Source organism: Streptomyces sp. TLI_053 (assembly GCF_900105395.1).
Taxonomy (GTDB): domain Bacteria; phylum Actinomycetota; class Actinomycetes; order Streptomycetales; family Streptomycetaceae; genus Kitasatospora.
The window spans coordinates 1,478,325-1,502,411 of record NZ_LT629775.1 but is presented as its reverse complement, the minus strand read 5'-3'; the positions used below and the strand labels follow the sequence as shown (position 1 = coordinate 1,502,411).

Genomic DNA, 24,087 nt, shown 5'->3' with positions numbered 1-24,087 from the left:
TTCACTGTCTCAAGTGACCTACGCCACCGTAGGTGGCCGGTAGCGGTACGTGAGATCGGCCACGTGCGGTCGGAAGGCCCGGAAACGGGGGCCCGGAGCGGCCGTGTACGGAAGGGCCGAAAGGCCCGGGCGGAGGCCTGCACGGGCCGGAACGACGGGTTCGGACGTTCCGGAACGGCTCGCGAGCGCCCTTGTGCGCCAGGGGCGCGCGGGCGGGCGCACCGGATGCGCGGGGTACTGCGCCACCCCGTGCGTCCGCCCGGGTGTGGGAACGGCGCGGCCGGGGCAGCCGCCCTCTGGACCGTACGGACGTAGGCGGCGGGCGGTGTCCGCGCCCCGTACCGGGGCCCGCGTCCGCTCCGTCACAGCTCCCTCTCTGCTCCGTCCCGTTCCCGACCGCGGAGGTCGCCGAATGCCGTCGTACCGAATCCCGGAGCGCACCGCGAAGCCGCGGCGCTACCTCATGTGCCGGCCGACGTACTTCACGGTCGAGTACGCGATCAACCCCTGGATGGACCCGGGGCAGCCGACGGACACCGCGCTCGCCGTCCGGCAGTGGGAGCGGCTGCACGAGCTCTACCGGCAGCTCGGCCACACCGTGGAGCTGATCGATCCGGTGCCCGGCCTGCCGGACATGGTCTACACGGCCAACGGCGCCACCGTGCTCGACGGCCGGGTGCTGGTCGCGAGCTTCCGCCACCCCGAGCGGGCCGGCGAGTCCGACGCCCACGAGAGCTGGTTCCGGGCCCGCGGCTACCGCGAGGTGCGACGCGCCGAGCGCGTCAACGAGGGCGAGGGCGATCACCTGGTGGTCGGCCGCCGGGTGCTGGCCGGCAGCGGCTTCCGCACCGATCCGGCCGCGCACACCGAGGTCCGGGACCTCTTCGGCCGCCAGGTGCTCACCCTGTCCCTGGTGGACCCGCGCTTCTACCACCTGGACACCGCGCTCGCCGTCCTCACCGACGACCAGGTCATGTACTACCCGGAGGCGTTCACCCCGGACAGCCAGGCGCTGCTGCGCAGCCTCTACCCGGACGCCGTGCTCGCCGACCTGGAGGACGCCGAGGTGTTCGGTCTGAACGCCGTCTCCGACGGCCGCCGGGTACTGCTGCCGGAGGCCGCGAAGGCGCTGGCCGCCCGCCTCGCCGACGAGGGTTTCGAGCCGATACCCGTCGACGTCTCCGAGCTGTTCAAGGGCGGCGGCGGGCCCAAGTGCTGCACGCTCGAACTCCGGCCCTGAGACCCCGCGCCCCGTCCGTGCGAGCCGGCCGCACGGACGGGGTACGGACAGGGCGGGGACGGACGGGGTGCGGAGGGAGGGCGGGACCGGGTCAGGCGTCCTGGCCGAGCCAGAGGTCGGGGCCGAACACCTCGTAGTGGATGTCGGCGGCCGGGACGCCCGCGGCGAGGAGCTGGGCCCGGACCGAGCGCAGGAAGGGCAGCGGGCCGCAGAGGTAGGCGGTGGCGCCCGCGGGGACGTCGACGGTGGAGAGGTCGACCAGGCCGGTCCGCCCGGCCGGCCAGTCGCCGAGCGGCCGCTCGTAGAAGACGTGGGCGGTGGCGTCCGGCAGCTTGGCGGTCAGTTGGGCGAGGTCGGCGCGGAAGGCGTGCGACAGCTGGTCGCGGTCGCCGTGCACGGTGACGACCCGGCGGGTGGAGCCGGTGGCGGCGAGGTGGGCCAGCATGGCGGTGATCGGCGTATTGCCGATGCCGGCCGAGGCGAGCAGCAGCGGGCCCTCGCCGCCGGTCAGCGCGACATCGCCGAACGGCGGGGCGATGTCGAGGACGTCCCCGGCCCGCAGGTGCTCGTGCAGGTGGTTGGAGACCTCGCCGGCCGGGCCCCCGGCGGTCTCGGCGGTGGCCCGCTTGACGGTGAACCGGAGCGCGCCGTCCGCCGCGCCGGACAGGCTGTACTGGCGGATCTGCCGGGCGCCGTCGGGGAGTTCGGCGCGCACCGAGAGGTACTGGCCGGGCCGGGCGGCCGGCAGCGGGCGGCCGTCGGCCGGGCGGACCAGGTAGGTGGTGACGTCGTCGGTCTCCGGGTAGCGGGCGACGAGGGTGTACGGGCGCCAGAGGTCGGCGGGGTCGAGGTGCTGGGCGGCGGCGCTCTCGGCGCGCAGCCGGTCCTCGATGGCGATCAGGGCGTTCGCCATCAGCCAGTAGACCTCGTCCCAGGCGGCCGCGACCTCGGGGGTGACGGCCTCGCCGAGCACCTCCACGATGGCGGCGAACAGGTGCTCGTGGACGATCCGGTACTGGTCCTCGCTGATGCCGACCGAGACGTGCTTGTGCGCGATGCGGGCGAGCAGTGCGTCCGGACGGGTGTCCGGAGCGGCGATCAGGGCGGTCGCGAAGGCGGCTATCGAGCCCGCGAGCGCCTGTCGCTGGCTGCCGTTGGACTGGTTGCCCCGGTTGAACAGGTCGCGCAGCAGCTCCGGGTGGGCCGCGAACATCCGGTCGTAGAACAGCGGCGTGATGTCGCCGATCGCGCCACCCACGACGGGCAGGGTGGCTTCGACGACCTCGGCGGACTTGGCGGAAAGCATCTGAGGCGCTCCAAACTGGTATCTGAGAGTCGTATTTTCGGCCGTGCGGATGCGCGGACCGGCGTGGGGTGGTGCCGCGGGTGCGGCGGTGGCGCCGTGCCGTGCCATGCCGTGCGGTGCGGTGGGGCAGGCGGTGGTGGTGCGGTGGGGATGCCCTGCGGTGGGGTGCTCGGGTCGGCGCCGGGGTGGGTCAGTCGGAGGGACCGGTGCCGCGGCCGGGTCTTGTGCCGAGGCCCGGCCGGGTGGTGAGGCCGAGCAGGACCGGTCCGGTCGGCGCGGTCACCAGATCGCCGATCGAGAGCGGGTCCAGGGTGGCGAAGAACGCCTCCTGGGCGGTGCGCAGCGCCCCGCGCAGCCGGCAGGCCGCCCGCAGCGGGCAGGGTGGTTCGTCCTCGCAGCCGACCACGTCGCCCACTCCCTCCAGCTCGCGCAGCAGTGGGCCGAGCGAGCCGGTGCGGCCCGCCGCGGTGAGGGACAGGCCCCCGCCGCGACCGCGCCGTGCCTCCACCACGCCGAGGTGCTGCAGTCGGCTGACCACCTTGGCGGCGTGGGTGTAGGGCACGCCGACCGCCTCGGCCACCTCGCGGGTGGTCGGGTTGTCCTCCTCGTCGAGGACGGCCAGCCGCATGGCGATGCGGAGGGCGATGTCGGTGCTCTTGGTCAGCCTCACGCTCGACAGGCTAGCGAATACGACTCTGGGACTCCAATTTCCTGCACGCGCCACTCGGCGGAGCCGAACCGTTACCCGCCGAAGCGTGCGGCGCGCTGTCCGTCGGACAGGTCAACTGCTTTACTGGCCAAGCTCGTTCGCCGGAATACGACCTGGGGAATGGGGACAACATGGACAGTGGCACCCCACCGCCGCCTCCGCCGCAGGAACCCTCGCGGACACCACCGCCCTACCCTCCGCCCTCGCTCTACCCTCCGCCACGCCCGCCCGCCCCGCCGCAGGGGTATCCGCCGCCCTCGCCGCCGATCCGGACCGGGCCTGTCGTCCCGCCGCGGCCGAGGCCCCAGCCGGTGCCGCCGCAGTCGGTGCGGCCCGGACCTGCGCGCCCCGAACCGCCGTCCGCCGAACCCGTGTCCACCGAACCGCCGTCCGCCGGGCCGTCGTCCGCCGAACCGCCGGAGCCCCACGACACCCCGACGTACCTGGGCCCCTCGTTCACCTCCGCCGGCACACCCGGCCCCGCCGTCCCGGCGACGCCCGAGAACCTGCACCGCCAGGCCGGCACCGTCCCCGGCGACGCCACCCGCTACCTGTGCGCCGCCGCCTGGTTGGACCGGCGCTTCCGCGCCGCGCTGATCGAGGAACTGGTCGAGCAGTCCTTCCGGATCCCCGCGCCCTCGCCCGGCACCGACCTGGTCCGGGTGCTGCACGAGGCCCTGACCGCCCGCCGCTGGGAGGCCCGGACCGGCGTGTTCTGCGTCCTCGTCATGGTGCTGGGATTCCCGGTGCTCGGTGTGGGCGCCGGGCTCGCGGCCCTGGCGCTGCTCCTGCTGCTGACGCTGGCCGGTGGCGGCCTCGGGTCCGGCCGGATGGACCACCGGCTCGGCCTGGAGATCGAGCGGCTGATGATCACTCCGAGGTCGCCCCGCGCCACCGGCTGGCGCGGGGCCGTCGCCGGCGTCGGCCGGCTGCTCGCCACCCTGGCCCTGGTGGCCGCCGTCGCCACCTACCTCTACGGCCCGCTCGAGGGCTCCGACCTGAACCGGATCTTCGTTCCCGACCTCGCCGGCCCGACCGGCGCCGGCCTGCTGGTCGAACTGGCCCTGTTCTGGCTGGCCTGCGCCCGGCTGCGCTACCGGCTGCGGCGCCGGCTGTCCGCCCTGGTCGGGATGGACCCCACGCCCGTCCCGCCGCCGAGCCCCCGCGGCTCCCGGGCCGCCCGGGTCTACGCGCGGCTGGGCGAGCAGCAGGCCGGACCGGAACTCCTCTACCAGCGCCAGGCCCCCCTGGTCGGCCTCGGCAAGGCCGGCCGGATCTGGCGGATGACCTTCGAGCTGCGCCCCTCCGCCGAACGGGCCGCGCGGGGCCGGGCGCCCGACCCGATCGACACCAGCACGCTGTACCGTTCGGTCGCGGCGCGGGTCCGCGCGCTCGCCCAGGACCCGCGCTACCCGGAGGACTCGCTGCGCGGACTCTCCGTCACCGACCGGGTGTTCCGGCCCAGTCTGCGCGACGACGACCCGGACAGCTGGCTGGGCGCGATGTCCGGCCGGGCCGGGGAACAGGTCCTGCTCGAACCGGCCTGGGTCGACCTGCTGAGCCGGTCGGGCCACGAGCGGCTCCGGCACTACCTGGCGATCCGGGTCGGTTCCTGGCAGGAGGAGGTCGTGGTCACCGTGCTGGTCCGGGCCAGCACCCGCGGCGGCCTGCTGTACCTGGAGTGGCTGCCGTACGTGCTGGGTCCGGTGGCGCAGGAGTACCACGTGGTCGACCTGCTGGGGCACCGCTCCGGCTTCATGCACGCGATGAACGCGCTCAGCTGGTCCGGGCGTCGCCTCGGCGGCGACGCGGCGATCGCCGTCGGTCAGGTCCGGCAGGCCTGGCAGTCGCGCGGCCGGGCCGCCCGGCTCGCCCGCCGGTACCGCCACCTGACCCGGGCCGGTTACGCGGTGGACTACGCGCCCCGGTCGAGCGTCCGCGAACTCGGCGCCGGCGCGACGTACCAGAACATCTTCCAGGAGCACGACGTGCAGCGTTTCCTGAGCACCGTGACCGAGCGGGTGTTCAGCGCGGTCGGCGCCGAACTGAAGGCGCGCGGCTACGACAGCGCGGCCTTCGAGGAGCAGTCGCAGAGCATCACCAACATCAACAACGGCGGTGTCCAGGTGGTGGGTTCCACCGTGCACGGCCCGGTCGCCGGTGGCGCCGGGGCCAGGGTGGACATCGGCAAGGGGAAGGGGAAGGGCACATGACCGAGGACGCGGACGCCACCGTCGGGCCGGAGGCGAATCGGCCGCCCGCCGGTGCCAGTTGGAACACCGGCGGAATCCAGGTGGTCGGCTCCACCGTGTACGGCCCGGTGGCCGGCGGCCAGGGCTCGACCGTCCGCATCGGCACGGATCCGGCCCCACCGCCCCCACCCGGCCCGGAAGCCCTGCGAGCAGCGGCCGAATCCCTGCGCGCCGCCCTCGCCCGCCTCCGGACCGAACACCCGGGCGCCGTCCCCGAAGCCGAGGCCGACGACGCGGACAGCGCCCTCGCCGAGATCCTCGCCGAAACAGACCTCGCCCAGCCCCGCGAAGGCCGCCTCCGCCGCCGCGTCGGTACCGTTCTCGACGCGCTGCGCACGGTCGCTGTCCTGGCGGCTGCCGTGACCGGCCTGGAAACGGCCTTCGCGGCCCTCTTCGGACAGACCTGAGCCGCTGCCCGATCGCGCCACCCCTTCAGGCAGCGCCCGATCCCCTGGTGTACGGTCGGTTACCGTGCGCACGAAGGCGTGCCCGCTGCCGAGTTGACGCGGCGGGCCGCCGACGGGAGCCGGATCGGAACGTCAAACGGGGCAGAGCGGGAGAGCGACATGGGGCGCGCTGACTGGGTGTCGGGGGAGCGGCCGGGTGGGCCGGGCCGGGAGTCCTGGACGGGAGTGGACCTCCGGATGGACGTCCCGCACTCCGCCCGGGTGTACGACTACCTCATCGGCGGCAAGACCAACTTCGCGCCGGACCGGGTGGCCGCCCACGCCTCCGTGCAGGCCTGGCCGGCCCTGCCGACCTCGATGCGGACCACCCGCACCTTCATGGAACGGGTGGTCCGCCACCTCGCCGAGAAGCACGGGGTGCGGCAGTTCCTGGACATCGGCACGGGCATCCCCACCTCGCCGAACGTGCACGAGATCGCTCAGGCGGTGGCCCCGGAGTCGCGGGTGGTGTACGTCGACAACGACCCGATCGTGCTGACCCACGCCCGCGCGCTGATGTCCAGCGCCCCGGAGGGCCGCACCGCCTACCTGGACGCCGACCTGCGTGACGTCGACTCGATCCTGGACTCGCCGGCGCTGCGCGAAGTGATCGACCTCTCCCGGCCGGTGGCGCTGTCGCTGATCGCGATCGTGCACTTCGTCCTCGACGCGGACGACCCGCAGGGCCTGGTGCGCCGGCTGATGGACCGCCTGGCGCCGGGCAGCTTCCTCGCGCTGACCGTCTTCACCGGCGACACCGACCCGGTGGGCGTCGGCGGGGTGGGCCGCGAGTACAACGCCCGGGGCATCCCGCTGCAGATCCGCGACCGGGCCGAGACCCTGGCCTTCTTTGACGGCTACGAGCTGCTGGACCCCGGCGTGACCCTGGTTCACCACTGGAACCCCGACCCGGACGCGGCGCCGATCCGGGACCAGGACATCGCGATGTACGGCGGTGTGGCCGTCAAGCGCTGATCCCGTGCCGCCCGGCCCCCGCCAGTGGGGGGCCGGGCGGTTCGAATAGTGACCAATTGAACAGACTTGAACGGTTGGCAACAATCCCGGTCATCTCCTGACGCTTCGTCAATCGACCTTCTACGCTTCGGGCGATCCGGACAGTCCCCCCGGGTCGCCCGGAGTGCCCGGTGCGGCCGTGCAGCGTCCGGTTCGACGATTCCGACGAGTCTGGAGATACCGTGACAACACGCCCGTCCCCGCGCCGCTTCTGGACGGCCGTGGCCGCCGTCGGCGCGGCCACGGCCGCCCTGCTGTCCCAGCCCGGCACCGCGTCCGCCGACACCGCCGGCGCCGCCGCGGCGGCCGGGCTGCCGCCCACGGTGGCGGCCACCGTCACCGTCGCGCCCTACCCGGCGGGCGTGGCGCTCACCCCGGACGGCGCCCGGGCCTATGTGACCAGCCAGGGCAGCGGCACGGTCACCGTTCTGGCCACCGCCACCGGCACGGTCGCCGGCACCTTCACCGCCGGCACCGGCTCCTACGCCGTCGCCGTCGCGCCGGACGGGCGGACGGCCTACCTCACCCACCACCTCGACGGCACGGTCAGCGTGGTCGACACCGCCACCGGCGCGGTCGTCGCCACCGTCCCGGTCGGCGCCGGCGCCTTCGGGGTGGCGGTCGCCCCCGACGGTGCCCACGCGTATGTGACCAACGCCGAGGCCGGCACGGTCAGCGTGCTGGACACCGCCACCGCCACCGTCACCGCGACCGTCCTGGTCGGGGCGGAGCCGCACGGCGTGGCCGTCGCCCCGGACGGCGCGTCCGTGTACGTCGCCGCATCCGGCGACCAGCGGGTCGACGTGATCGACACCGCCACCGCCACGGTCGGCGCCTCGATACCCGTGGGCCACGGCGTGTTCGGCCTCGCGCTCGCCCCCGGCGGCTCCCGGCTGTGGACCGCCAACGGCGGCGACTCCACGGTCAGCGCGATCGACACCGCGCAGCGGACCGTCACCGCCACCGTCCAGGTCGGCACCAACCCCTACGCGGTGGCCGCCGCACCCGACGGCCGCTCCGTCTATGCGAGCAACTACGCGGACAGCACGCTCACCGCGATCGACGCCGCCACCGGCACCGTCACCGGCACCGTCCAGGTCGGCGCCAGCCCGTTCGGCCTGGCGATCTCGTCCGACAGCCGGCGCGGCTACCTGGCCGACTTCGACGGGTCCGCCGTCAGCGTCCTCGACTTCCCGCCGCCCGCGCCGGTCGTCACGGCCGTCAGCCCGGCCACCGGCCCGCAGGCGGGCGGCACGGCGGTCACCGTCACCGGCACCGACCTGGCCGGCGCGACCGCGGTGAGCTTCGGCGCCGCCGGCAACGCCGTCTCGTTCTCCTGCACCGCGACCTCCTGCACCGCCACCGCCCCGGCCTCGCCGGTCGCCGGAACGGTCGACGTCCGGGTCACCACGGCGGGCGGCACCAGTGCCGTCGTGCCCGCCGACCGGTTCGGGTACGTCGCGCCGACCGCCGACGCCGCTGTCGGGCTCACCGCCTCCCCGGTGTCCGGCCTGCTGGGCGGCCGGGTCGACTACACGCTGACGGTGACCGGCCGCGGCCCCGACCCGGTGACCGCCGTCACCGTCACCTCCGCGCTGCCGAGCGGCATGATCGCCACCAGCAGTGACTGCACCGTCGCCTCCGGCCGTCTGACCTGCGTGATCGCCGGTCCGCTGGCCGTCGGCGCGAGCGTCACCCGGCACTTCACCGTCCAGGTCGGTCTGCTCGACCTGGGCCGCACCTTCGCCGTCACCACCGCCCGGACCGCCGGCACCCCGGCCGACCCGGTGCCCGGCAACGACTCGGCGAGCCGTACCTGCAAGGCGGCGCTGCTCCAGATCACCTGCAGCTGATCCGGCCTGATCCGCCTGGTCCGCCTGGTCCGCCTGGTCCCGCCTGACCCGGCACGGGCCCGTTCCCCGAGGTCTCCCACCCCGGGGGCGGGCCCGTTCCGCGATCCGACCTGGACGAAACGTCCAGTCTGGACGTACAGTCCAATCATGACCTCCGAGACCCCCGACCCGCGCCTGCGCGCCTGGGCCCCCGTCTGCCAGGCGGTGGCCCTGCTGCTCGGGCCCTACGCCGAGGTCGTCCTGCACGACGCCGCCCGCGACGAGGTCCTCGCCGTCTGGAACCCGATGGGCGGGCGCGCGCCGGGCGACCCCTCGCTGCTCGGCGAGCTGGACGCCCTGGACCAGGCCGCCCCCGACGTCTACGGCCCCTATCCGAAGCTGCTGCCCGACGGCCGGCGGCTCTCCTCGGTCAGCGCCGTGCTCCGCGACGAGGACGGCCGACCCGCCGCCGTCCTGTGCGTCAACCTTGACCGGGCCCCGCTCGAACACGCCGCCGCCCTGCTCGCCGCCTTCGCCGCGCCGACCGCCCCCCGCCCCGAACCGCTCTTCGAGCAGGACTGGACCGAGCGGATGAACGAGGTGATCGGCGGCTACGTGCGCGCCCACGGCCGGCCGCTCCGGCAGCTCGGGCGCGAGGACCGGCTCGCCGTGCTCCGCGAACTCGACCGGGCCGGAGTGCTCGCCGTCCGGCGCGCGGTCCCGGCTGTCGCGAGGGCGCTGGAGGTGTCCCGCTCCACCGTCTACACCCTGCTCGCCGAACTGCGGGAGGGCCCCGGCGCGGCCGAGACCCCCGAGGCGCCCGAGACCCCCGGACCGCCCGCCCTCCCGGCCGACTGACCCGCCCCCACGAAGGAGACCCGCCATGACCCGGCTCCCCGACTTCCGCCTGGAGACGTACTTCTCCCGCTGGGAGTTCACCGCCCGCCACCACCTCACGGCCTCCGACGCGCAGACCATGACGATGTCCGAACTGCTCGCCCTCGCCGACCCGGAGGACCGCCACGCCTGGGACACCCTCGCGCTCGGTTACACCGAGACCTTCGGCGACCCGGCCCTGCGCCGGGCGATCGCCGGACTCTACGAGCGGGCCGACGCCGACGACGTGATCTGCTTCGGCGGCGCGCAGGAGGGGCTCAACCTGGCGATGCAGGTCCTGCTCGGTCCCGAGGACCACGCCGTGGTGCTCACGCCGAACTACCAGTCCGCCGAGACCGTCCCGATGTCCCTCTGCGAGGTCACCGGCGTCGCGCTCGACCCCGCCCGCGACTGGGCGCTCGACCTCGACGAACTCACCGCCGCGCTGCGCCCCAACACCCGAGTGGTGTCCGTCAACTTCCCCAACAACCCGACCGGGGCGGTGATCGACGCCGCCGACTTCGTCCGGCTGGCCGAGATCTGCGACGAGCGCGGCATCCACCTCTTCAGCGACGAGGTCTACCGGGGTCTGGAGCGCGACCCGGCCCGCGCCCTGCCCCAGGCGGCCGACCTGTCCGAGCGTGCCCTCTCGCTGAACGTCACCTCCAAGTCGCTCGGCCTGCCCGGCCTGCGGATCGGCTGGATCGTGTGCCGCGACCGGGAGTTGCGCGGACGACTGGAGCGCGCCAAGCACTACACCACCATCTGCAACGCCGCTCCCAGCGAGATCCTCGCCCGGATCGCGATCAAGGCGCGTGAGCCGATCCTGGCCCGGAACCGGGCGGTCCTCGCGGCCAATCTGCCCCTCTTCGACGAGTTCTTCGCCCGCTTCGACGGCCTGTTCGAGTGGCGTGCCCCGGACGGCGGCTGTGTCGCCTACCCGCGCTACCTGGGTGCCGACGGCGTCGAGGCGTTCTGCACCGGGCTGGTCGAGGAGGCCGGTGTCCTGCTGCTGCCGGCCTCGATCTTCGCCTCGGAACTCACCCCGACGCCCGCCGACCGGTTCCGGATCGGCCTGGGTCGCCGCGACCCGGCCCCCGCGCTCGACGCCTTCGCCGGCTGGCTGAAGGGTCGTCGGGACTGAGGGGCCGGCACCGGGCGGACACCGCGCACGGTACGCCGCGGGGCGGTGGGGCGGACCGTCCGGACCTTCCCACCGCCCCGGCGCGGTTACAGCGGAGAGGGCAGCACCCAGGAGAGCATCAGGGTGTTGCCCGCGGCCTGGACGCCGACCGTGCCGAGCAGCCAGCGCAGCACGACGGCCAGCAGCTGCGGGTCCTTGGTCAGCAGCGTCTCGGTGCCCTTCGCGGTGACCAGGAGTTCGAGCGTGGTCGACAGCAACTCGGTGGCGCTCTCGGCGCCGTAGACCTTCGCCGCGTAGCTGCCGCTGGTGGTCGAGCGCGGGGGCGAGACCGGCATCACGGCCCGGTACGCGCACTCCTTCGCCACCTCGGGGTCCGCGTGCCCGGGGTAGATCGGCAGCAGTGTGCCGCCGCCCGCGGCGGTGTGCCGGGCGTGCAGCAGCCGGACGAGGTCGAGCCAGCAGCCGATCGGCAACACGTTCTCGATCACGTGGCCGACCTCGTGGGCGACCACGTCCAGCGTGTCCGTCTCCCCGATCGTGATGTTGATGCCCCCGGCGCCGGTGAAGGCCCGTACGTTGAGATCCGTGCCGCTCGTCTTCACCACGGTGAACCTGGGCAGTGGCAGTTGCCCCTGGACGCCGGGCGAGATCACGTTGCTCAGGGCCGTCAGGGCCTTCTTGATCGTTTCCACGCTCTTCGGGAGGGCCTTGTCCACCAGCAGGCCGGTCCTGACCGTGTCGTGCTCGGAGTGGTCTGCCTCGACCAGGGGGGCCGTGGCCCAGCGGGGATCGACCCCGCCGCGCAGCGGGACGGTCGAGGCCCCCTTCAGTGCCGCCACCACGGCGGGGAGCTTGCGCAGGGTCTGCTCGAGCGAGCCCCGCACCTGTTCGGTCAGGACGGGCTTGAACCCGGGCACGACGGGGTGCGCCGCGAGGTAGGCGGTGCCCAGGGCGTCCTGGTTCATCGGGTCGGCGAACCGCGCCAGCGTGCCGAACCGGTGGAACAGGGCCACGATGTCGGCGCTCGGCCGGCGCCGCAGCGCCCCGTGCCCGGCGTTGTACCAGCCGTCGACCACCTGCTGCGCGATCCCGTCGAGCTGGCCCTCCAGCAGCAGCTGGAGCTGGACGGGGGTGTGGTTCCCGTAGAGCGGGTCGTGCTGGTCGACGACGGACACCGCGCAGCCGGCGAGCTTCGAGTGCAGGATCATCAGGTCGTGGGTGCTGGCCAGTTCGTGGGCCAGGAAGAACCGGACGGTCTCCTGGAACACCTGGGTGTCGTTGGCGAGCGCGTGCGGGTTGGCCGGGAGGGCCGCCGGGACGGCGGCGTTCAGCGCGGCGACCAGGGGGTTGAAGAGGTCGGCCGGGTCCGGCAGGCGGGAGCCGTCCAGACAGGAGCGGATCCGCTTGTCGACCTGGCCCACCAGGTCGGGCGGGTTGTCCCCGGGCAGGTACTGGTCCTTGGGATGTGGCATGCGGGCCCCTCGGTCGAGGACGGGCGGGCCCGGTTCCCCCCTGGCCCGTCCCGTCGTGTTCGCCACGAGAGTAGACCCGCCGAGGAGCCCCGGACAGCCGAACCCGCGGACGGCGATCGATCAGGCGGGCGTACGACGCGCCTCCTTCGCACGGTACTTGAGGCCGAGCAGCGCCCCCGGCAGGCCGTGCGGCACCAGCCAGGAGACGTCCTCCCGGTCCACCGCGTCGAAGCGGTACTTGTAGGGCTCGGTGCCGCGCAGGAAGTCGAAGGTGGCCAGCCCCTGCCGGGCGGCCGCCCGGATCGCCTCGGCGATCACCGCCGTGCCGAGCCGCAGCGGCGCCCAGGCCTGGTCCCAGCCGATCTGGTAGTAGGCGAAGGTGTCCCGCCACTGGAACCCGTACAGCACGCCGACCACTTCGCCCGCCCGCTCCGCGACCAGGAACGCCGGACCCTCGCCGCGTCCGGTGTCGGCGGCCCGTTCGATCACCCGCAGGTGCAGCGGCGCCCTGGCCTCGTCGAAGGTGGTCGGCCGGCCGAGCGCGGCCCGGCGCAGCCGGTGCAGCCGGACGGTGGTGTGCAGCAGCTCGAAGCGTTCCGGGAGTTCGGCCGTCGCCAGGGCGGGCGGCACCCAGCGGAAGGTGATTCCCTCGGCGGCCAGTTTCCGGCCGTAGCGGCGCAGGTCGGCGCGGAACTGGCGGCTTCCCAGCGCCTCCGGACCGGCCGCCAGATCGGCGCGCGGGCAGGCGGTGCGCCCGATCTCCGTCGCGTCGGGCGGCAGCAGGGCGGCCTGGTCCGGATCCAGGTCGGTGAGCAGCAGACTCGTCCGCCGCCCGCGCCGGGAGAGCCAGTCGGCCACCTCGGTGCGGCGGTGCGGTGCGACGACGAAGCCGCAGTGGTCGGCCGCGCCCGCGCCGGAGCCGAGCACCGTCAGGCAGGGGACGGGCAGCGGCGCGCGGGGGTGGAGCCGCTGGACGGTGCGCAGCAGGGGGACCACGGCGTCGATCCGGCCGTCCCCGTCCCGCCACACCACGATCTCGCCGTCGCCGGCGGCCGTGCCCAGCGTCTCCCACCAGGCGAGGGTCCACTCCGGTGTGCTGAACCACGCGCCGCCGGCCGGGCCCGCCGCCAGTTCGCGCCAGCCGTCGACGACTTCCGGCGGCAGGGCGGGCGTCCGGTGGCGGACCGGCACCGTGCGCGCCGCGGCCTCGTTCCGGTGCGCCGCGCCGAGCTCTCCCGCAGCCGCGCCTCCCGGCCCCACCCGTGCTGCCCCCACCTGTCCCGCCCCCGCGTCTCGTGCCCCCGCGTCTCGTGCCCCCACGTGCCTGCCCCCAGGTCTTCGCCGCCCCGGTGCGCCGCCGCTCGGCGCTCCGGTCGCGGTCAGGTCCGCATTCTCCCGGACTCCCGCGCCCGATCGACGCGGTTCGGCCGGTTCCGCCGCCGCTTCCTTCCGGGCTTCGGCGGAACGGGAGCAACGGGAGTCGGCGCTTCCGGCCGCGGGTGGTCAGTTGCCGCCGCGCAGGTGGTGCACGGCGGGGTGGAGCCCGGACAGGATGGTGTCGAACCGGTCCCGCCCCGTGGTCGAGTTGACCCGGAGCCGGCTGATCCGCAGCGGGTGCGGCGGCAGGAGGCGGTCGTGGCGGTGGTCGAACAGGAAGCCGGTCCGGTAGCCGAGGCGCCGCAGTTCGGCGTCGGCGCGCGGGTCGACGTTGCCGTTGGGATAGGCGAAGGCGGTGGGTTCCTCGCCGCCGAGCCAGCCGGTGAGCGCGTCGTGCGCGCGTCGGATCTCGTCCCGGACGGTGCCGCCGTCGCAGCGGTCGAGGCAGGGGTGGCCGGCGGTGTGGTTGCCGACGGCCACGCCGTTCCGGGTGAGCGTCAGCAGATCGGCGGGGGTGAGCTGTTCCTGACGGGGGGCGCGGACGCGGGCACTCGCGCCGAGTTCGGCCAGTGCGGCCCGGCGCTCGCCGTCGGGGAGGGTCTTCATCCGGCGGACGACGCCCCCCGGCGGGCAGCCGTCCAGGCTGCGGGCGGTGCCGCCGTGGGCGGCCAGGAAGGCGGCCTCGGCCCACCAGAACGGCTGGTCGCCGCCGACGAGATCGGTGACCACGAAGGCGGCGGCGGGGATGCCGAGCCGGGTGAGCACGGGCAGGCCCTCGGTGAGCACGGTGCGGTCGCCGTCGTCGAAGGTGACCAGCACGCTGCGGGGCGGCAGCGCCCGTCCGGTGCGCACGGCCTCCTCGACGGCCGCGAGCGGGACCGGGCGGGCCACCCGGACCAGGCGTTCCATCTGGAGCGCGAACACCCGGGGGTCGTCCACCCCGTGGTAGGCGAGGACGGCCAGCCGCCGGGTGGCGGCGAGCCGGAACAGTGGCTGGAGCGGCGAGTTGCGCAGGACGGCGTCCACGGTGGCGCGGCGGCCGGCCAGCCGGGTCCGTCGCGGGGCGGTGGTCGGCGCCGGATCCGCGGTCGGCTCCGGGCCCGGATCCGTGGCCGGATCCACGCCGGGAAGCGGAACCCCGGTCGGTGCCGGGCCGGTTCTGGTGGCCGTCCCGGTGCCTGTTCCGGTGCCTGTTCCGTCGGCTCTTCCGGTGCTCGGGCCGTGCTCGGTCCCGGTCGAATGCGCGGTCCCCTCGGGCATGGACACGCTCCCCCTTCCTCCCCGTGTGATGCTGCGGCGGCGGGGGTGGGACACGTCGCACGGGCAGTTCCGGCCGTTCGGCACAGCTCTGCCCGGTGGGCGGCCCGCCCCGTCCACGAATTCCCAAGATAGTGCAAAAACCCATGCTCCGAACCGGGTTGTGCGCCGCGAACGGCCTTCGGGAGGAGGTTGGCGCATTCGTCGACGCGTCGGTGACCTGTGCGACGGCTGGGAGCATTCTGAGTGATTGCTGGTGGGAGCGGGGGCGGGTGCGCCGAGAGGGAAGCGGTCCGGCCGCCGGTTGCGGACCCGGCGGCCGGCCGTGGCCGGGGCTGCGGGGCCCCGACCGCGTCACCCCTTCCGAACCCGACGGGGCATCAGAAGGGGTAGGTGCAGGTGGTCACCTGCTGCGCGGCCTCCAGGGCCGGGCCGGCGGTGGCGCAGACCATCTTGAGGTCGCTGGTGACCACGCGGGGGGTCACGGCCCGGGCGGAGCCCTTGGTGACGGTGGTCGCCGAGGCGGCCGGCAGCCACGGGCTGCCCCAGGCACGCTGGGTGCGCACCTCGACCTTGACTATCGTCAACTGCCCGGGGTCGGCGGACACCTGGGCGACGCCGACGAATCCTCCGCCGTCCTTCTCCTGCCAGACGCACGGCTGGTTGAGCACGGCCGTACAGAACACGCCGCCCGCCCCGTTCGTGACCGAGGTCGTGCCGCCGGCGGTGACCGTCGCGGCCGAGGCCGGAGCGACCGTTGCCGCCGTGATCCCTGCCGCCGCGACCATCAGGGCTGCGATACGAGCGTTCATGATGTCAACCTCCTTGGAATGAAAGGGAATCTCACTCTGTGGGATGAGTCTTGCACAAAATATGGACGTGCTCCGTGTGTGCTGCATCACACTCATGGTGACCGTTCAACTACAGCTTGCAATCTCGCCAGTGACCCCGCGATTACCGTCGGGTGTCAGTCCGTCGACGAACGGGTGCCGCGCTCCGGTCGGCGGCCCACGGCCTTCCGCCGCCGCCCCGCGCGAGGCCCCCGCCCGGCTTTCCCGCGCAACTCTCCGGCCAGGACGCGGCGTTCACTCGTTCGGGTGGCGTTGCGCCCATAGGTCGTTCGGGCAGCTACGATCGGGCCGACCCCCGGAGGTGACCAGGATGAACACGGTCATCGTGCAGTTGCCCGACCCCCACCCGCCGGTCCGAGCCGACCGTCGGTTCGCCCGGCTGTCCCGGCCGCCCCGCAGTTCCCCGCCCGCTCGACCGGCCCTGTTGCACCTCGGGCCGGGCGACAGCGTGGAGTTCGGGCGCGGCGAGCCCGGCCGGCCGCTCGCCGTGCCGATCCCCGATCCCGGCGTGTCGCGTCGGGCCGGAGAGATCACGGCCGCCGAGGACTACTGGCGGCTCTCCAACTTCAGCGCCACCGCGACCTATGTCGTCGAGAACCTCGAAGGTGCCGGCGAGCACGTCAAGGTGGCACCCGGCCGGCTCGGCGCGCCGGTGCCGTTCGAGTTCTCCCGGGTGCTGCTCCCGGCCCTCGGCGAGCCGGCCGCGTTCAAGGTCTTCGCGCCCCAACACGCCTACCTGGCAGGCGGATCGGCCGGCGCGGACGGCGCGGGCGGGCTCGGCGCGCCGGGGGCCGGGTACGGCGAACCGACGGTCAGCCCGTTCGCCCTGGACCCGGGCGCCAAGTACTTCCTCGTCCTGCTCGCGCTCTGCGAGCCGCGCCTGCGCTCGCCCTCCGCGGCGGCCGTCCCCGGTGTCACCGAGGTGCTGGCCCGGCTGCGCTGCCTGCCGTCCTGCCGGGACCTCACCCGGTCGGCCGTCAACTACCACATCGACTACCTGGTCGGCAGCAAGCTCCGGCTGCGCGACCCGGCCGAACCGGTCGACCCCGGCGGCGCCGGCGCCGGTGGCAAGCGGGAGGAACTCGTCGCACTGGCACTGCGGTTCGACCTGGTGCGGGAGGAGCACCTGGTGCTGCTCCCGCCCCGGCGCGGCGGGTGACCGGGCGGTGGCGCCACGCGCGGTGGACCCGCCCGGAGCCCGGCCGGACGGCGGTGGGGCGGGGTTCGCGGTCCCGGCGGGCTACCCGCTCGGCGGCTACCTGGTCGGGGAGAGGATCGGAGCGGGCGGCTGGGGCAGCGTCCACGTCGCCCGGGCGGCCGATCCGGATCGCCCGCCCGAGGGCGAACTCGCCGAAGTGGCAGTCAAGTTCCTCCATCCGGGGCGGCTCGGACCTGGGCAGCGACAGGCCGTCGCCCAGGTCGCCCGCAGCGAGATCCGGTTCAGCCGCCGGGCCGACCACCCGCACCTGATCCGCACCTTCGCGGTGCTCACCCTCGCCGACCCGGAGCGGCCCGAACTCGACGGTGCCGTGGCCCTGGTGATGGAGCGCGCGGTGCGCAGTCTGCAGGACCTCCTGGCCGAGGCCCGGCCGCCGCACCCGCCGCCGGGGGCCGAGCGGATCCTGACCGAGGTCGCCGCCGGGCTCCGCCACATGCACGGCTCCGGCTGGGTGCACGGGGACCTCAAGCCCGGCAACGTGCTGCTGATGGCCGACGGCACCGCCAAGCTCGCCGACTTCGGGCTGACCGCGGAGCTGGAGGGCACCCACGCCTACGCCCCGCCGCTCGGCTCGCCGGACCACGTGCCGCCCGAGTGGTGGTCCGAGCGGACCGGCGCGCGCGGCGCGGCGCTCCGCCCGAGCGCCGACCTGTGGGCCTACGGCGTCCTCGCCCACCAGGTGCTGACCGGCGGACTGCACCCCTTCCTCGGTGCCACCGCCCGCGCCCGCTCGCTCGCCGCGGTCGCCTACGCGCGCGGCAGTGCCCCGCTGCGGCTCGACGCCGCGCTGCCGGAGCGGTGGCGGCCGCTGGTCACCGCCTGCCTGACGGCCGACCGGCAGCGGCGCGGGCGGCTGGACCTGGCGGTGCTGCTCGCCGGAACTCTCGGCGGAAGCGGAAGCGGGAGCGGGCGCGGGGGCGGGCGCGGGGCCGAGGTCGGGCGCGGGGCCAGGGCCCGTCCCGGGTCGGGAGGCGACGACGCCCGACCGGGCCCCGTCGCACTCGGCCCCGTCGCGCCGGGTGGGCGGAACACCCGGCGCCGGAGCGTCGCGCGCGCGGCGCCGCCGCTCGCCGCCGTCGCCACCCTGCTCCTCCTCACCGGAGCACCCGAGCGGTCCGGGCCCTCCGGTGCCACGTCCGCCGGTGCCACGTCGGCCGGCTCCACGTCCACCCGCCCCGTCCGCGCCGCTCCCGCGCGCCCCGGCGACCTCGCGCCCGGGTCCGACGTCCCCGCCGCCCTGCGCGGCCCGATCGAGGACGCCGCCCGCCGCTGCCCCGAGTCCGAGGTCACCCCGGCGCTGCTGGCGGCGATGCTCAAGGCGGAGTCCGGCTTCGACCCGGCCGCCGCCCGTCCCGCCACGGGCGAGTACGGGGTGGCGATGTGGACGCCCACGGTCTTCAACGCCTGGGCGCAGGACGCCGACCACGACGGCGTCAAGAGCTATCTGGACCCGGACGACGCCATCGCCGCGATGGGCGGCTACGTCTGCTGGCTCGACCAGCGGTTCAAGCAGCGGGGCTTCCCCGCCGCCGAGCTGCCCGCCCTGGTGACGGCCGGCTACCGGACGAGCGACAAGACGGTGGCCGATGCCGGCGGCGTCCCCGAACGGGTGAAAGCGCATGTCGCACGCGTGCTCGGCTACCTCGCCGAGTACGGCGGAGGTAGCGTGGCCGGGCCATGAGGTCGGCCACATCCGCCGTCTCCCCGGCGGCGTCGCCACGGAACCGGAGGTTCCGGATGGGATGCTCGGCAGCATGTTCACCAAGCTCCGACCGCTCGTCACGCAGTGGACCACCGTCGTCCCGCTGCTGGCCTTCCTCGTCCTCGCCCTGACCTGGCACCGCGACCTTCCCGGCTGGGTGGTGGGGGTGGTGTCCTGCTTCCTTGCGGGCGCCGTGCTCTCCGCCGTGCACCACGCGGAGGTGGTCGCCCACCGGGTGGGGGAGCCGTTCGGTTCCCTGGTGCTCGCGGTCGCGGTGACGGTGATCGAGGTCGCGCTGATCGTGACCCTGATGGCGGACGGCGGGGACAAGTCGGCGACGCTCGCCCGGGACACCGTGTTCGCGGCGGTGATGATCACCTGCAACGGCATCCTCGGCGTCTCCATCCTGGCCGCGGCCATCAAGCACCGGGTCGCGGTCTTCAACGCCGAGGGGACGGGCGCGGCGCTGGCCACCATCGGCACCCTCGCCACACTGAGCCTGGTCCTGCCGACCTTCACCACCAGCTCGCCCGGCCCCCAGTTCAACCCCACCCAGCTGGCCTTCGCGGCGGCCGCCTCGCTCGTGCTGTACGGACTGTTCGTGGCCACGCTGACGTTCCGGCACCGGGACTACTTCCTGCCGGTGACCTCCGACGGCAAGGTGCTGGACGAGGAGGACCACGCCGATCCGCCGAGCTCCCGCGCCATGGTGTTCAGTCTGGTGCTGCTCGGTGTGGCGCTGATCTCGGTGGTGGGCCTGGCCAAGGGCGTGTCGCCGACGATCGAGTCGGCGGTCGAGTCGGCGGGGCTGCCGTCCTCGGTCGTCGGTGTGGTGATCGCCCTGCTGGTCCTGCTGCCGGAGACCATCGCGGCCGTGCGCGCGGCCACCCGCAATCGCGTCCAGACCAGCCTCAACCTGGCGCTCGGCTCGGCCCTCGCGAGCATCGGCCTGACCATCCCGGCGGTGGCGATCGCCTCGCACTGGCTCTCCGGTCCGCTGGTCCTCGGCCTCGACCCCGCTCACCTCGTACTGCTGACGCTCACTCTGCTGGTCGGCACGCTGACGGTCATCCCGCGCCGGGCGACCCCGCTCCAGGGGGCCGTGCACCTGGCGATCCTGGCTGCGTACGTGGAGCTGGCGATCGTCCCCTGAGGTGGCGCTCGCCCCGTGCGGTGCGGGGCGGTGCAAGGCGGTGCGGGACGGCCGAACGGGGCCGGCGACCTGACGAGGTCGCCGGCCCTTCGTCCGTCCGTCCTCGCCGGGGCGGTACGGGCCGGGTGGTACGGGCCGGGGCCGGTCGACGGCCGGGCCGCAACGACTGTTCGACTGATCAACCGTCAGTATCCGGTCATTCCGTGGCGAGGTGCCCGTCCACCGGATCCGCCCGGAGCGGCCGCGCGGGCCACCGGACGCCCGCGTGTCGGGTGCGGCGCGACCGCCGGGCTCCATATCGTCGGGTGTCCGCCGAATCAGCCGAGTCCGCCGCAGGACCGACACCCGTGGGAGCGTCGCATGCCCGGCCCAGCACAGCAGCCGTCCACCCGCCCGGCCCGACCGGCCGGCCCGTCCGCCGACACCGCCGACGTCATCGTGGTCGGCGCGGGCCCCGCCGGTTCCACCGCCGCCTACCACCTCGCCCGGACCGGCCTGGACGTGCTCCTGCTGGAGAAGTCCGTGTTCCCCCGGGAGAAGGTCTGCGGCGACGGCCTCACCCCGCGCGCGGTACGGCAGTTGATCGACATGGGCATCGACGTCTCGGAGTCCGCCGGCTGGCTGCACAACCGGGGACTGCGGATCGTCGCGGGCGGACGCCGGCTGGAACTCGACTGGCCGGAACTCTCCGCCTTCCCGGGCTTCGGACTGGTCCGCCGCCGCGCCGACTTCGACGAACTGCTCGCCCGCCGCGCCGCCGCGGCCGGCGCCCGACTGGTCGAACGGGCCAACGTGGACGGCCCGTTGCTCGACGAGCCGACCGGCCGGATCACCGGTGTCACCGCCCGGCTCGGCGAGGAGCGCCGCCCGGTCGCCTACCGCGCGCCCCTGGTGGTGGCCGCCGACGGCAACTCCACCCGGCTCTCGCTGGCGATGAAGCGCTACCGCCGGACCGACCGTGCGATGGGTGTCGCCTACCGCACCTACTTCACCACCCCGCGCCACCAGGACCGCTACCTGGAAGCCTGGCTGGACCTGCGCGACCCGTCCGACCGGGACCGCCGGCTCCTTCCCGGCTACGGCTGGGTGTTCGGCATGGGGGACGGCACCGCCAACGTCGGTCTGGGCGTCGTCGACACCGGGGCGGTGGCCGGCGAGGTGGACTGGAAGCACCTGCTCCGGCGCTGGTGCGAGAACCTCCCCGCCGACTACGGCTACCACCCCGAGGCCGTCACCGAACCCATCCGGGGCTCCGCCCTCCCGATGGGCCTCAACCGCCAACCCCACTACGCCGACGGCCTGTTGCTGATCGGCGACGCGGGCGGCACGGTCAGCCCGGCCACCGGCGAGGGCATCGCCTACGCGATGGAGTCCGGCCGCTACGCCGCCGAGGCCGTCGTCCAGGCCCTGGCCCGCCGCACCGACCGCGGCCGCGACCTCGCCCTGCGCGCCTACCCCCAGAGCCTCCGCGCCGCCTACGACGGCTACTTCGCCCTCGGCCGCCTCACCGCCGCCGCCCTGAGTCGCCCCCGCCTGGTCGGCGCCGCGGGCGCCGCCGGCCTCGGCAGCCCGGCACTCCTGCGGGCCGCCTTCCGCCTCATGGTCAACCTGACCGAGCCCGACTCCCGCGACGCCCTGGACCGCCTCCTCCACATCCTCGGCCGCCTCGCCCCCAGCAGCCGGGGCTGATCCCGGCGTCGCTCCTCCCGGCGCGCGGAGCGACCGGCCTCCCCGCCCGCCGCCTGCCCCACCCGGTCGACCTCTTCGCCGTCTCCGCCGACCGGCGGCCGCCGTCGCGGGTCGGAGGTCGCGGGTGGCGGGTCGCGGGGCACCGGTCGCGGGTCGTGGGTCACAGGTCTGTCCGGATTCCGCGAGCGCCCGATCCACCGTCAGTTGCGCGTCGGCGCAGGCCAGGCGCTGCTGCCGGGCCGGTTCGCGTCGTTCCCGGGGCGGGAACACCCCGGGATCGACGGCCGAGCGGTCGCCCGGCCGTGCCATCCTGCCGGGAGGAGGACCGGGGGGTCCGCTGTCCGTCGGGGGGCGTGATGGGATCGATCGGTGTGTTGGGCGCGGTGGCCGGGCTCGTGGTGGCGGGGCTGTTGCGGTGGCTGCCGGTCAGGGGGCGGACGAGCGGTCTGCCGGCGGTCGGTGTCGCGGGAGTGCGGGGTGGTTCGAAGGCGGCGCTGACCGTGGCCGTCGTGGAACTCCACCTCGCGGAGGTGATCGACACCGGCCGCGCCGGACAATTGCGGAGGGTGGCGCACAGCGGCCCCGGACGGAACGTGACGTCCCTGCACCGGGCCGCGTGGACGGTTCTCGGCCGGAACCTCTCCTTGGCCGATGCCGCAGCCGCTCCGGCGGTGCGGCGGGCCCGGCAGGAGCTGAACGCCGAACTGGCCGGGCGCGGTCTGCGATGCGGTCGGGCCAGGTCGACACTGGCCGGTCTGCTGGCCCTGGCGGCCTGCGCCACGGCCGTGGCCGTCGCGGCGCAGGGGGCCCTTCGGACGGGACTGTCCCTGGCGGTCCTCTCGCTCGCCGTGCTGTGCGGCCCGGCGCGGACCCTGGCCGGTCACCGGCTGCTGCGCGAGCTGCGCCGTCGGCACCCTCGTCCCGCCGCCGTCCCGGCCGCCCCGGCGGAGACCGGACTCCTGGTCGCGCTCCACGGGCGCCGGGCCCTGCGTCCGCTGGTGCCGGAGTTCGCCGCCCGTGCCGGTCTGCTCGGTGGCCGCGCCGTCCGGGAGACCGTCGCCCGGTCCGGGGGCGGCCCGTACGAGGGTTTCGCCGCCGGTTCCGGTGAGGGCGGCGGCATCTGATGGACCGTCAGGGGCTGGCGGGAGCAGGGGGCGGCCCGCGCGGGACCCCGACCCCGTCCGCTCGGCAGGGTCCTACTGGTCGTTGAACCAGGCGCGGCCGTCGGGGGAGAGGAAGGTGCGGAGGACGAAGGTGCCGAGGGCGATGCCGGTGAGGGCGGCGATGGAGCCGGTCAGCAGGAGCAGGGCGGCGGTCGCCACCGAGAGGGCCTCGACGGCGACCACGGTGGTCCTGGTCCAGCCCGCGCGGCGGGAGGCGAGGCCGGCGCAGGTGCCGAGCAGCAGGCCCACCAGGACGGAGGCCATCGCGATGAACCGCACCGGCGCGACCTCGCCGCCCTGGTTCCGGCCGAGGGCGGCGAGCAGGGCGAGGCCCGCCGACCCGCTGAGTGCGGCGTGCACCCACACGCCCGCGACCGCCCATCTGACCGCCGGTGGCATTCGCCGTGCCGGCCACTGGTCCGTCATCGCTGACCACCCCCGGTCGTCGAGCGGCCCCGCGCGGTGGCCGGGCCGTACCGGCGAGGATCGGGGCCGGTCCGGCGGACTGTCAATGGAACGGATGCGCTCCGCGTCGGCGCCGTCACCGTCCGCCGCTGGTTGCGAGGGCTGCCGCGACCCGAGCTTGGGGGCGCGTCCCGACGGTCCGCGCGCCCCCTGGGGTGGGTACGCGCGGGCCCGCGTGACCCCGGAGCCGTCGTGCCGGGGCCGGCCCTCGTCCGGTGCGGCGGCGCGGTCGGTGAGCGGGGTGATCATGGCCCGATCGTGGCACGGCCGGGCGCCACCGCCGCGCGGATTCCGGACAGCCGCGAGCCGTCACCCGCAGTGATCGCGGACGGCGGGCGCGGCCGGGGGTGCGGGCCTAACCTGGAAGGGCGCGCCGGTGCGTGGTGCGGAACGGGAACGGTGGGCCATGACGGTCGTCTCGGCGGCACTCTTCGGGGCCGGTTGGCGTGCCACGTCACGCGGTTCCGCCGCCCTGCTGCGCGAGTGCGCGGCACGGGGCTGGACGGTGGTCCTGACCGCCCCCGGCCCGAGCGGGACCCCGGCACTCACCGTGACGGATCCGGGCCGCGATCCGGTCCGGGTGGCCCTCGGCCTGGTCGACGGCGAGCCGTCGCACGCCGTGTTCGTCGCCGCGAGCGCGCCCGAGGTCCGGGTCGCGAGGCTGGCCGGAGTGCCCTGTGTCGCGGTGCTCGGTCCCGGCCCCGGTGCCACGGCCGCGGAGGTGCGGGCGGCCGGTGCCGCCGAGGTGCACCCCGATGCCGCGGCCCTGTTGTGCGTGCTGGACGACAGCCTGCTCGCCCGTCCGCGGGCGTTCGGCGACCGTCGCCCGCCCGCCTCCCTCGCCCTCGCGGGCCGGAGCGGCTAGCGCACCCCCACCGGGCAGTCGCCCGGACCGATGTCGTCGTCACCGGACGTGCCGG

At 74.9% G+C, this 24,087-nt stretch carries 20 protein-coding genes; 13 read left to right on the top strand and 7 right to left on the bottom strand.

What is annotated here, in order from left to right; genetic code table 11:
• Positions 1-412: 412 nt before the first annotated feature.
• On the top strand, positions 413-1,240 hold the full coding sequence (ddaH, locus tag BLU95_RS05745; RefSeq protein ID WP_197698722.1) for a dimethylargininase: 828 nt from the start codon (positions 413-415) through the stop codon (positions 1,238-1,240).
• A gap of 91 nt (positions 1,241-1,331) precedes the next feature.
• Here the strand turns inward: ddaH and BLU95_RS05740 are convergent, their stop codons facing one another.
• On the bottom strand, positions 1,332-2,546 hold the full coding sequence (locus tag BLU95_RS05740) for a globin domain-containing protein (protein ID WP_093859002.1): 1,215 nt from the start codon (positions 2,544-2,546) through the stop codon (positions 1,332-1,334).
• 190 nt (positions 2,547-2,736) lie between these two features.
• A complete protein-coding gene (locus tag BLU95_RS05735) occupies positions 2,737-3,216 on the bottom strand; it encodes an RrF2 family transcriptional regulator (protein ID WP_093859001.1) in 480 nt (159 codons plus the stop codon).
• Between the two features lie 410 nt (positions 3,217-3,626).
• Here BLU95_RS05735 and BLU95_RS05730 point away from each other — a divergent pair, with 410 nt between their 5' ends.
• The 6 genes from BLU95_RS05730 to BLU95_RS05705 all read left to right on the top strand — a co-directional run bounded on the left by BLU95_RS05730 (position 3,627) and on the right by BLU95_RS05705 (position 10,819).
• The gene (locus BLU95_RS05730) at positions 3,627-5,468 is read left to right on the top strand and encodes an AbeC-like domain-containing protein (protein WP_093859000.1); all 1,842 of its coding nucleotides are present in this window, start codon (positions 3,627-3,629) and stop codon (positions 5,466-5,468) included.
• A complete protein-coding gene (locus tag BLU95_RS05725; RefSeq protein WP_093858999.1) occupies positions 5,465-5,914 on the top strand; it encodes a hypothetical protein in 450 nt (149 codons plus the stop codon). The genes BLU95_RS05730 and BLU95_RS05725 overlap by 4 nt, the downstream gene beginning before the upstream one ends.
• 159 nt (positions 5,915-6,073) lie before the next feature.
• A complete protein-coding gene (locus BLU95_RS05720; protein WP_093858998.1) occupies positions 6,074-6,928 on the top strand; it encodes an SAM-dependent methyltransferase in 855 nt (284 codons plus the stop codon).
• Positions 6,929-7,149: 221 nt separating this feature from the next.
• Complete coding sequence (locus BLU95_RS05715; RefSeq protein ID WP_159424796.1) at positions 7,150-8,820, top strand: YVTN family beta-propeller repeat protein; 1,671 nt, start codon at positions 7,150-7,152, stop codon at positions 8,818-8,820.
• 147 nt (positions 8,821-8,967) lie between these two features.
• Positions 8,968-9,657 carry a helix-turn-helix transcriptional regulator gene (locus BLU95_RS05710; RefSeq protein WP_093858996.1) on the top strand — a complete coding sequence of 230 codons (690 nt, stop codon included), beginning with the start codon at positions 8,968-8,970 and terminating at the stop codon, positions 9,655-9,657.
• A gap of 25 nt (positions 9,658-9,682) precedes the next feature.
• Positions 9,683-10,819 carry an aminotransferase class I/II-fold pyridoxal phosphate-dependent enzyme gene (locus tag BLU95_RS05705; protein WP_093858995.1) on the top strand — a complete coding sequence of 379 codons (1,137 nt, stop codon included), beginning with the start codon at positions 9,683-9,685 and terminating at the stop codon, positions 10,817-10,819.
• 86 nt (positions 10,820-10,905) lie between these two features.
• Here the strand turns inward: BLU95_RS05705 and BLU95_RS05700 are convergent, their stop codons facing one another.
• From BLU95_RS05700 to BLU95_RS05685, 4 genes are all read right to left on the bottom strand, one after another.
• A complete protein-coding gene (locus BLU95_RS05700) occupies positions 10,906-12,291 on the bottom strand; it encodes a hypothetical protein (RefSeq protein WP_093858994.1) in 1,386 nt (461 codons plus the stop codon).
• A 120-nt stretch (positions 12,292-12,411) separates the two neighbouring features.
• Complete coding sequence (locus BLU95_RS05695) at positions 12,412-13,482, bottom strand: GNAT family N-acetyltransferase (protein ID WP_159424795.1); 1,071 nt, start codon at positions 13,480-13,482, stop codon at positions 12,412-12,414.
• Positions 13,483-13,794: 312 nt separating this feature from the next.
• Positions 13,795-14,790: a polysaccharide deacetylase family protein gene (locus BLU95_RS05690; protein WP_231978332.1), complete on the bottom strand. Its 996-nt coding sequence runs from the start codon at positions 14,788-14,790 to the stop codon at positions 13,795-13,797.
• A gap of 515 nt (positions 14,791-15,305) precedes the next feature.
• Positions 15,306-15,737: a hypothetical protein gene (locus tag BLU95_RS05685; protein WP_159424794.1), complete on the bottom strand. Its 432-nt coding sequence runs from the start codon at positions 15,735-15,737 to the stop codon at positions 15,306-15,308.
• Positions 15,738-16,086: 349 nt separating this feature from the next.
• On the opposite strand from BLU95_RS05685, the gene BLU95_RS05680 reads away from it, so the two are divergent.
• From BLU95_RS05680 to BLU95_RS05660, 5 genes are all read left to right on the top strand, one after another.
• Positions 16,087-16,935, top strand: a complete 849-nt coding sequence (locus BLU95_RS05680) for a serine/threonine protein kinase (protein ID WP_231978330.1) — start codon at positions 16,087-16,089, stop codon at positions 16,933-16,935.
• 7 nt (positions 16,936-16,942) lie between these two features.
• On the top strand, positions 16,943-18,676 hold the full coding sequence (locus BLU95_RS05675; protein WP_231978328.1) for a serine/threonine-protein kinase: 1,734 nt from the start codon (positions 16,943-16,945) through the stop codon (positions 18,674-18,676).
• A 73-nt stretch (positions 18,677-18,749) separates the two neighbouring features.
• Positions 18,750-19,850: a calcium:cation antiporter gene (locus BLU95_RS05670; RefSeq protein WP_093864669.1), complete on the top strand. Its 1,101-nt coding sequence runs from the start codon at positions 18,750-18,752 to the stop codon at positions 19,848-19,850.
• Between the two features lie 360 nt (positions 19,851-20,210).
• Positions 20,211-21,539, top strand: coding sequence for a geranylgeranyl reductase family protein (locus BLU95_RS05665; RefSeq protein ID WP_093858989.1), 1,329 nt, complete (start codon positions 20,211-20,213; stop codon positions 21,537-21,539).
• 356 nt (positions 21,540-21,895) lie between these two features.
• The gene (locus BLU95_RS05660) at positions 21,896-22,663 is read left to right on the top strand and encodes a hypothetical protein (RefSeq protein ID WP_093858988.1); all 768 of its coding nucleotides are present in this window, start codon (positions 21,896-21,898) and stop codon (positions 22,661-22,663) included.
• A 72-nt stretch (positions 22,664-22,735) separates the two neighbouring features.
• On the opposite strand, the gene BLU95_RS05655 is transcribed toward BLU95_RS05660, so the two are convergent.
• Positions 22,736-23,062, bottom strand: a complete 327-nt coding sequence (locus BLU95_RS05655; protein ID WP_159424793.1) for a hypothetical protein — start codon at positions 23,060-23,062, stop codon at positions 22,736-22,738.
• A gap of 511 nt (positions 23,063-23,573) precedes the next feature.
• Between BLU95_RS05655 and BLU95_RS05650 the strand changes: the two genes are divergently transcribed.
• The gene (locus tag BLU95_RS05650; RefSeq protein ID WP_093858986.1) at positions 23,574-24,032 is read left to right on the top strand and encodes a hypothetical protein; all 459 of its coding nucleotides are present in this window, start codon (positions 23,574-23,576) and stop codon (positions 24,030-24,032) included.
• Positions 24,033-24,087 lie beyond the last annotated feature (55 nt).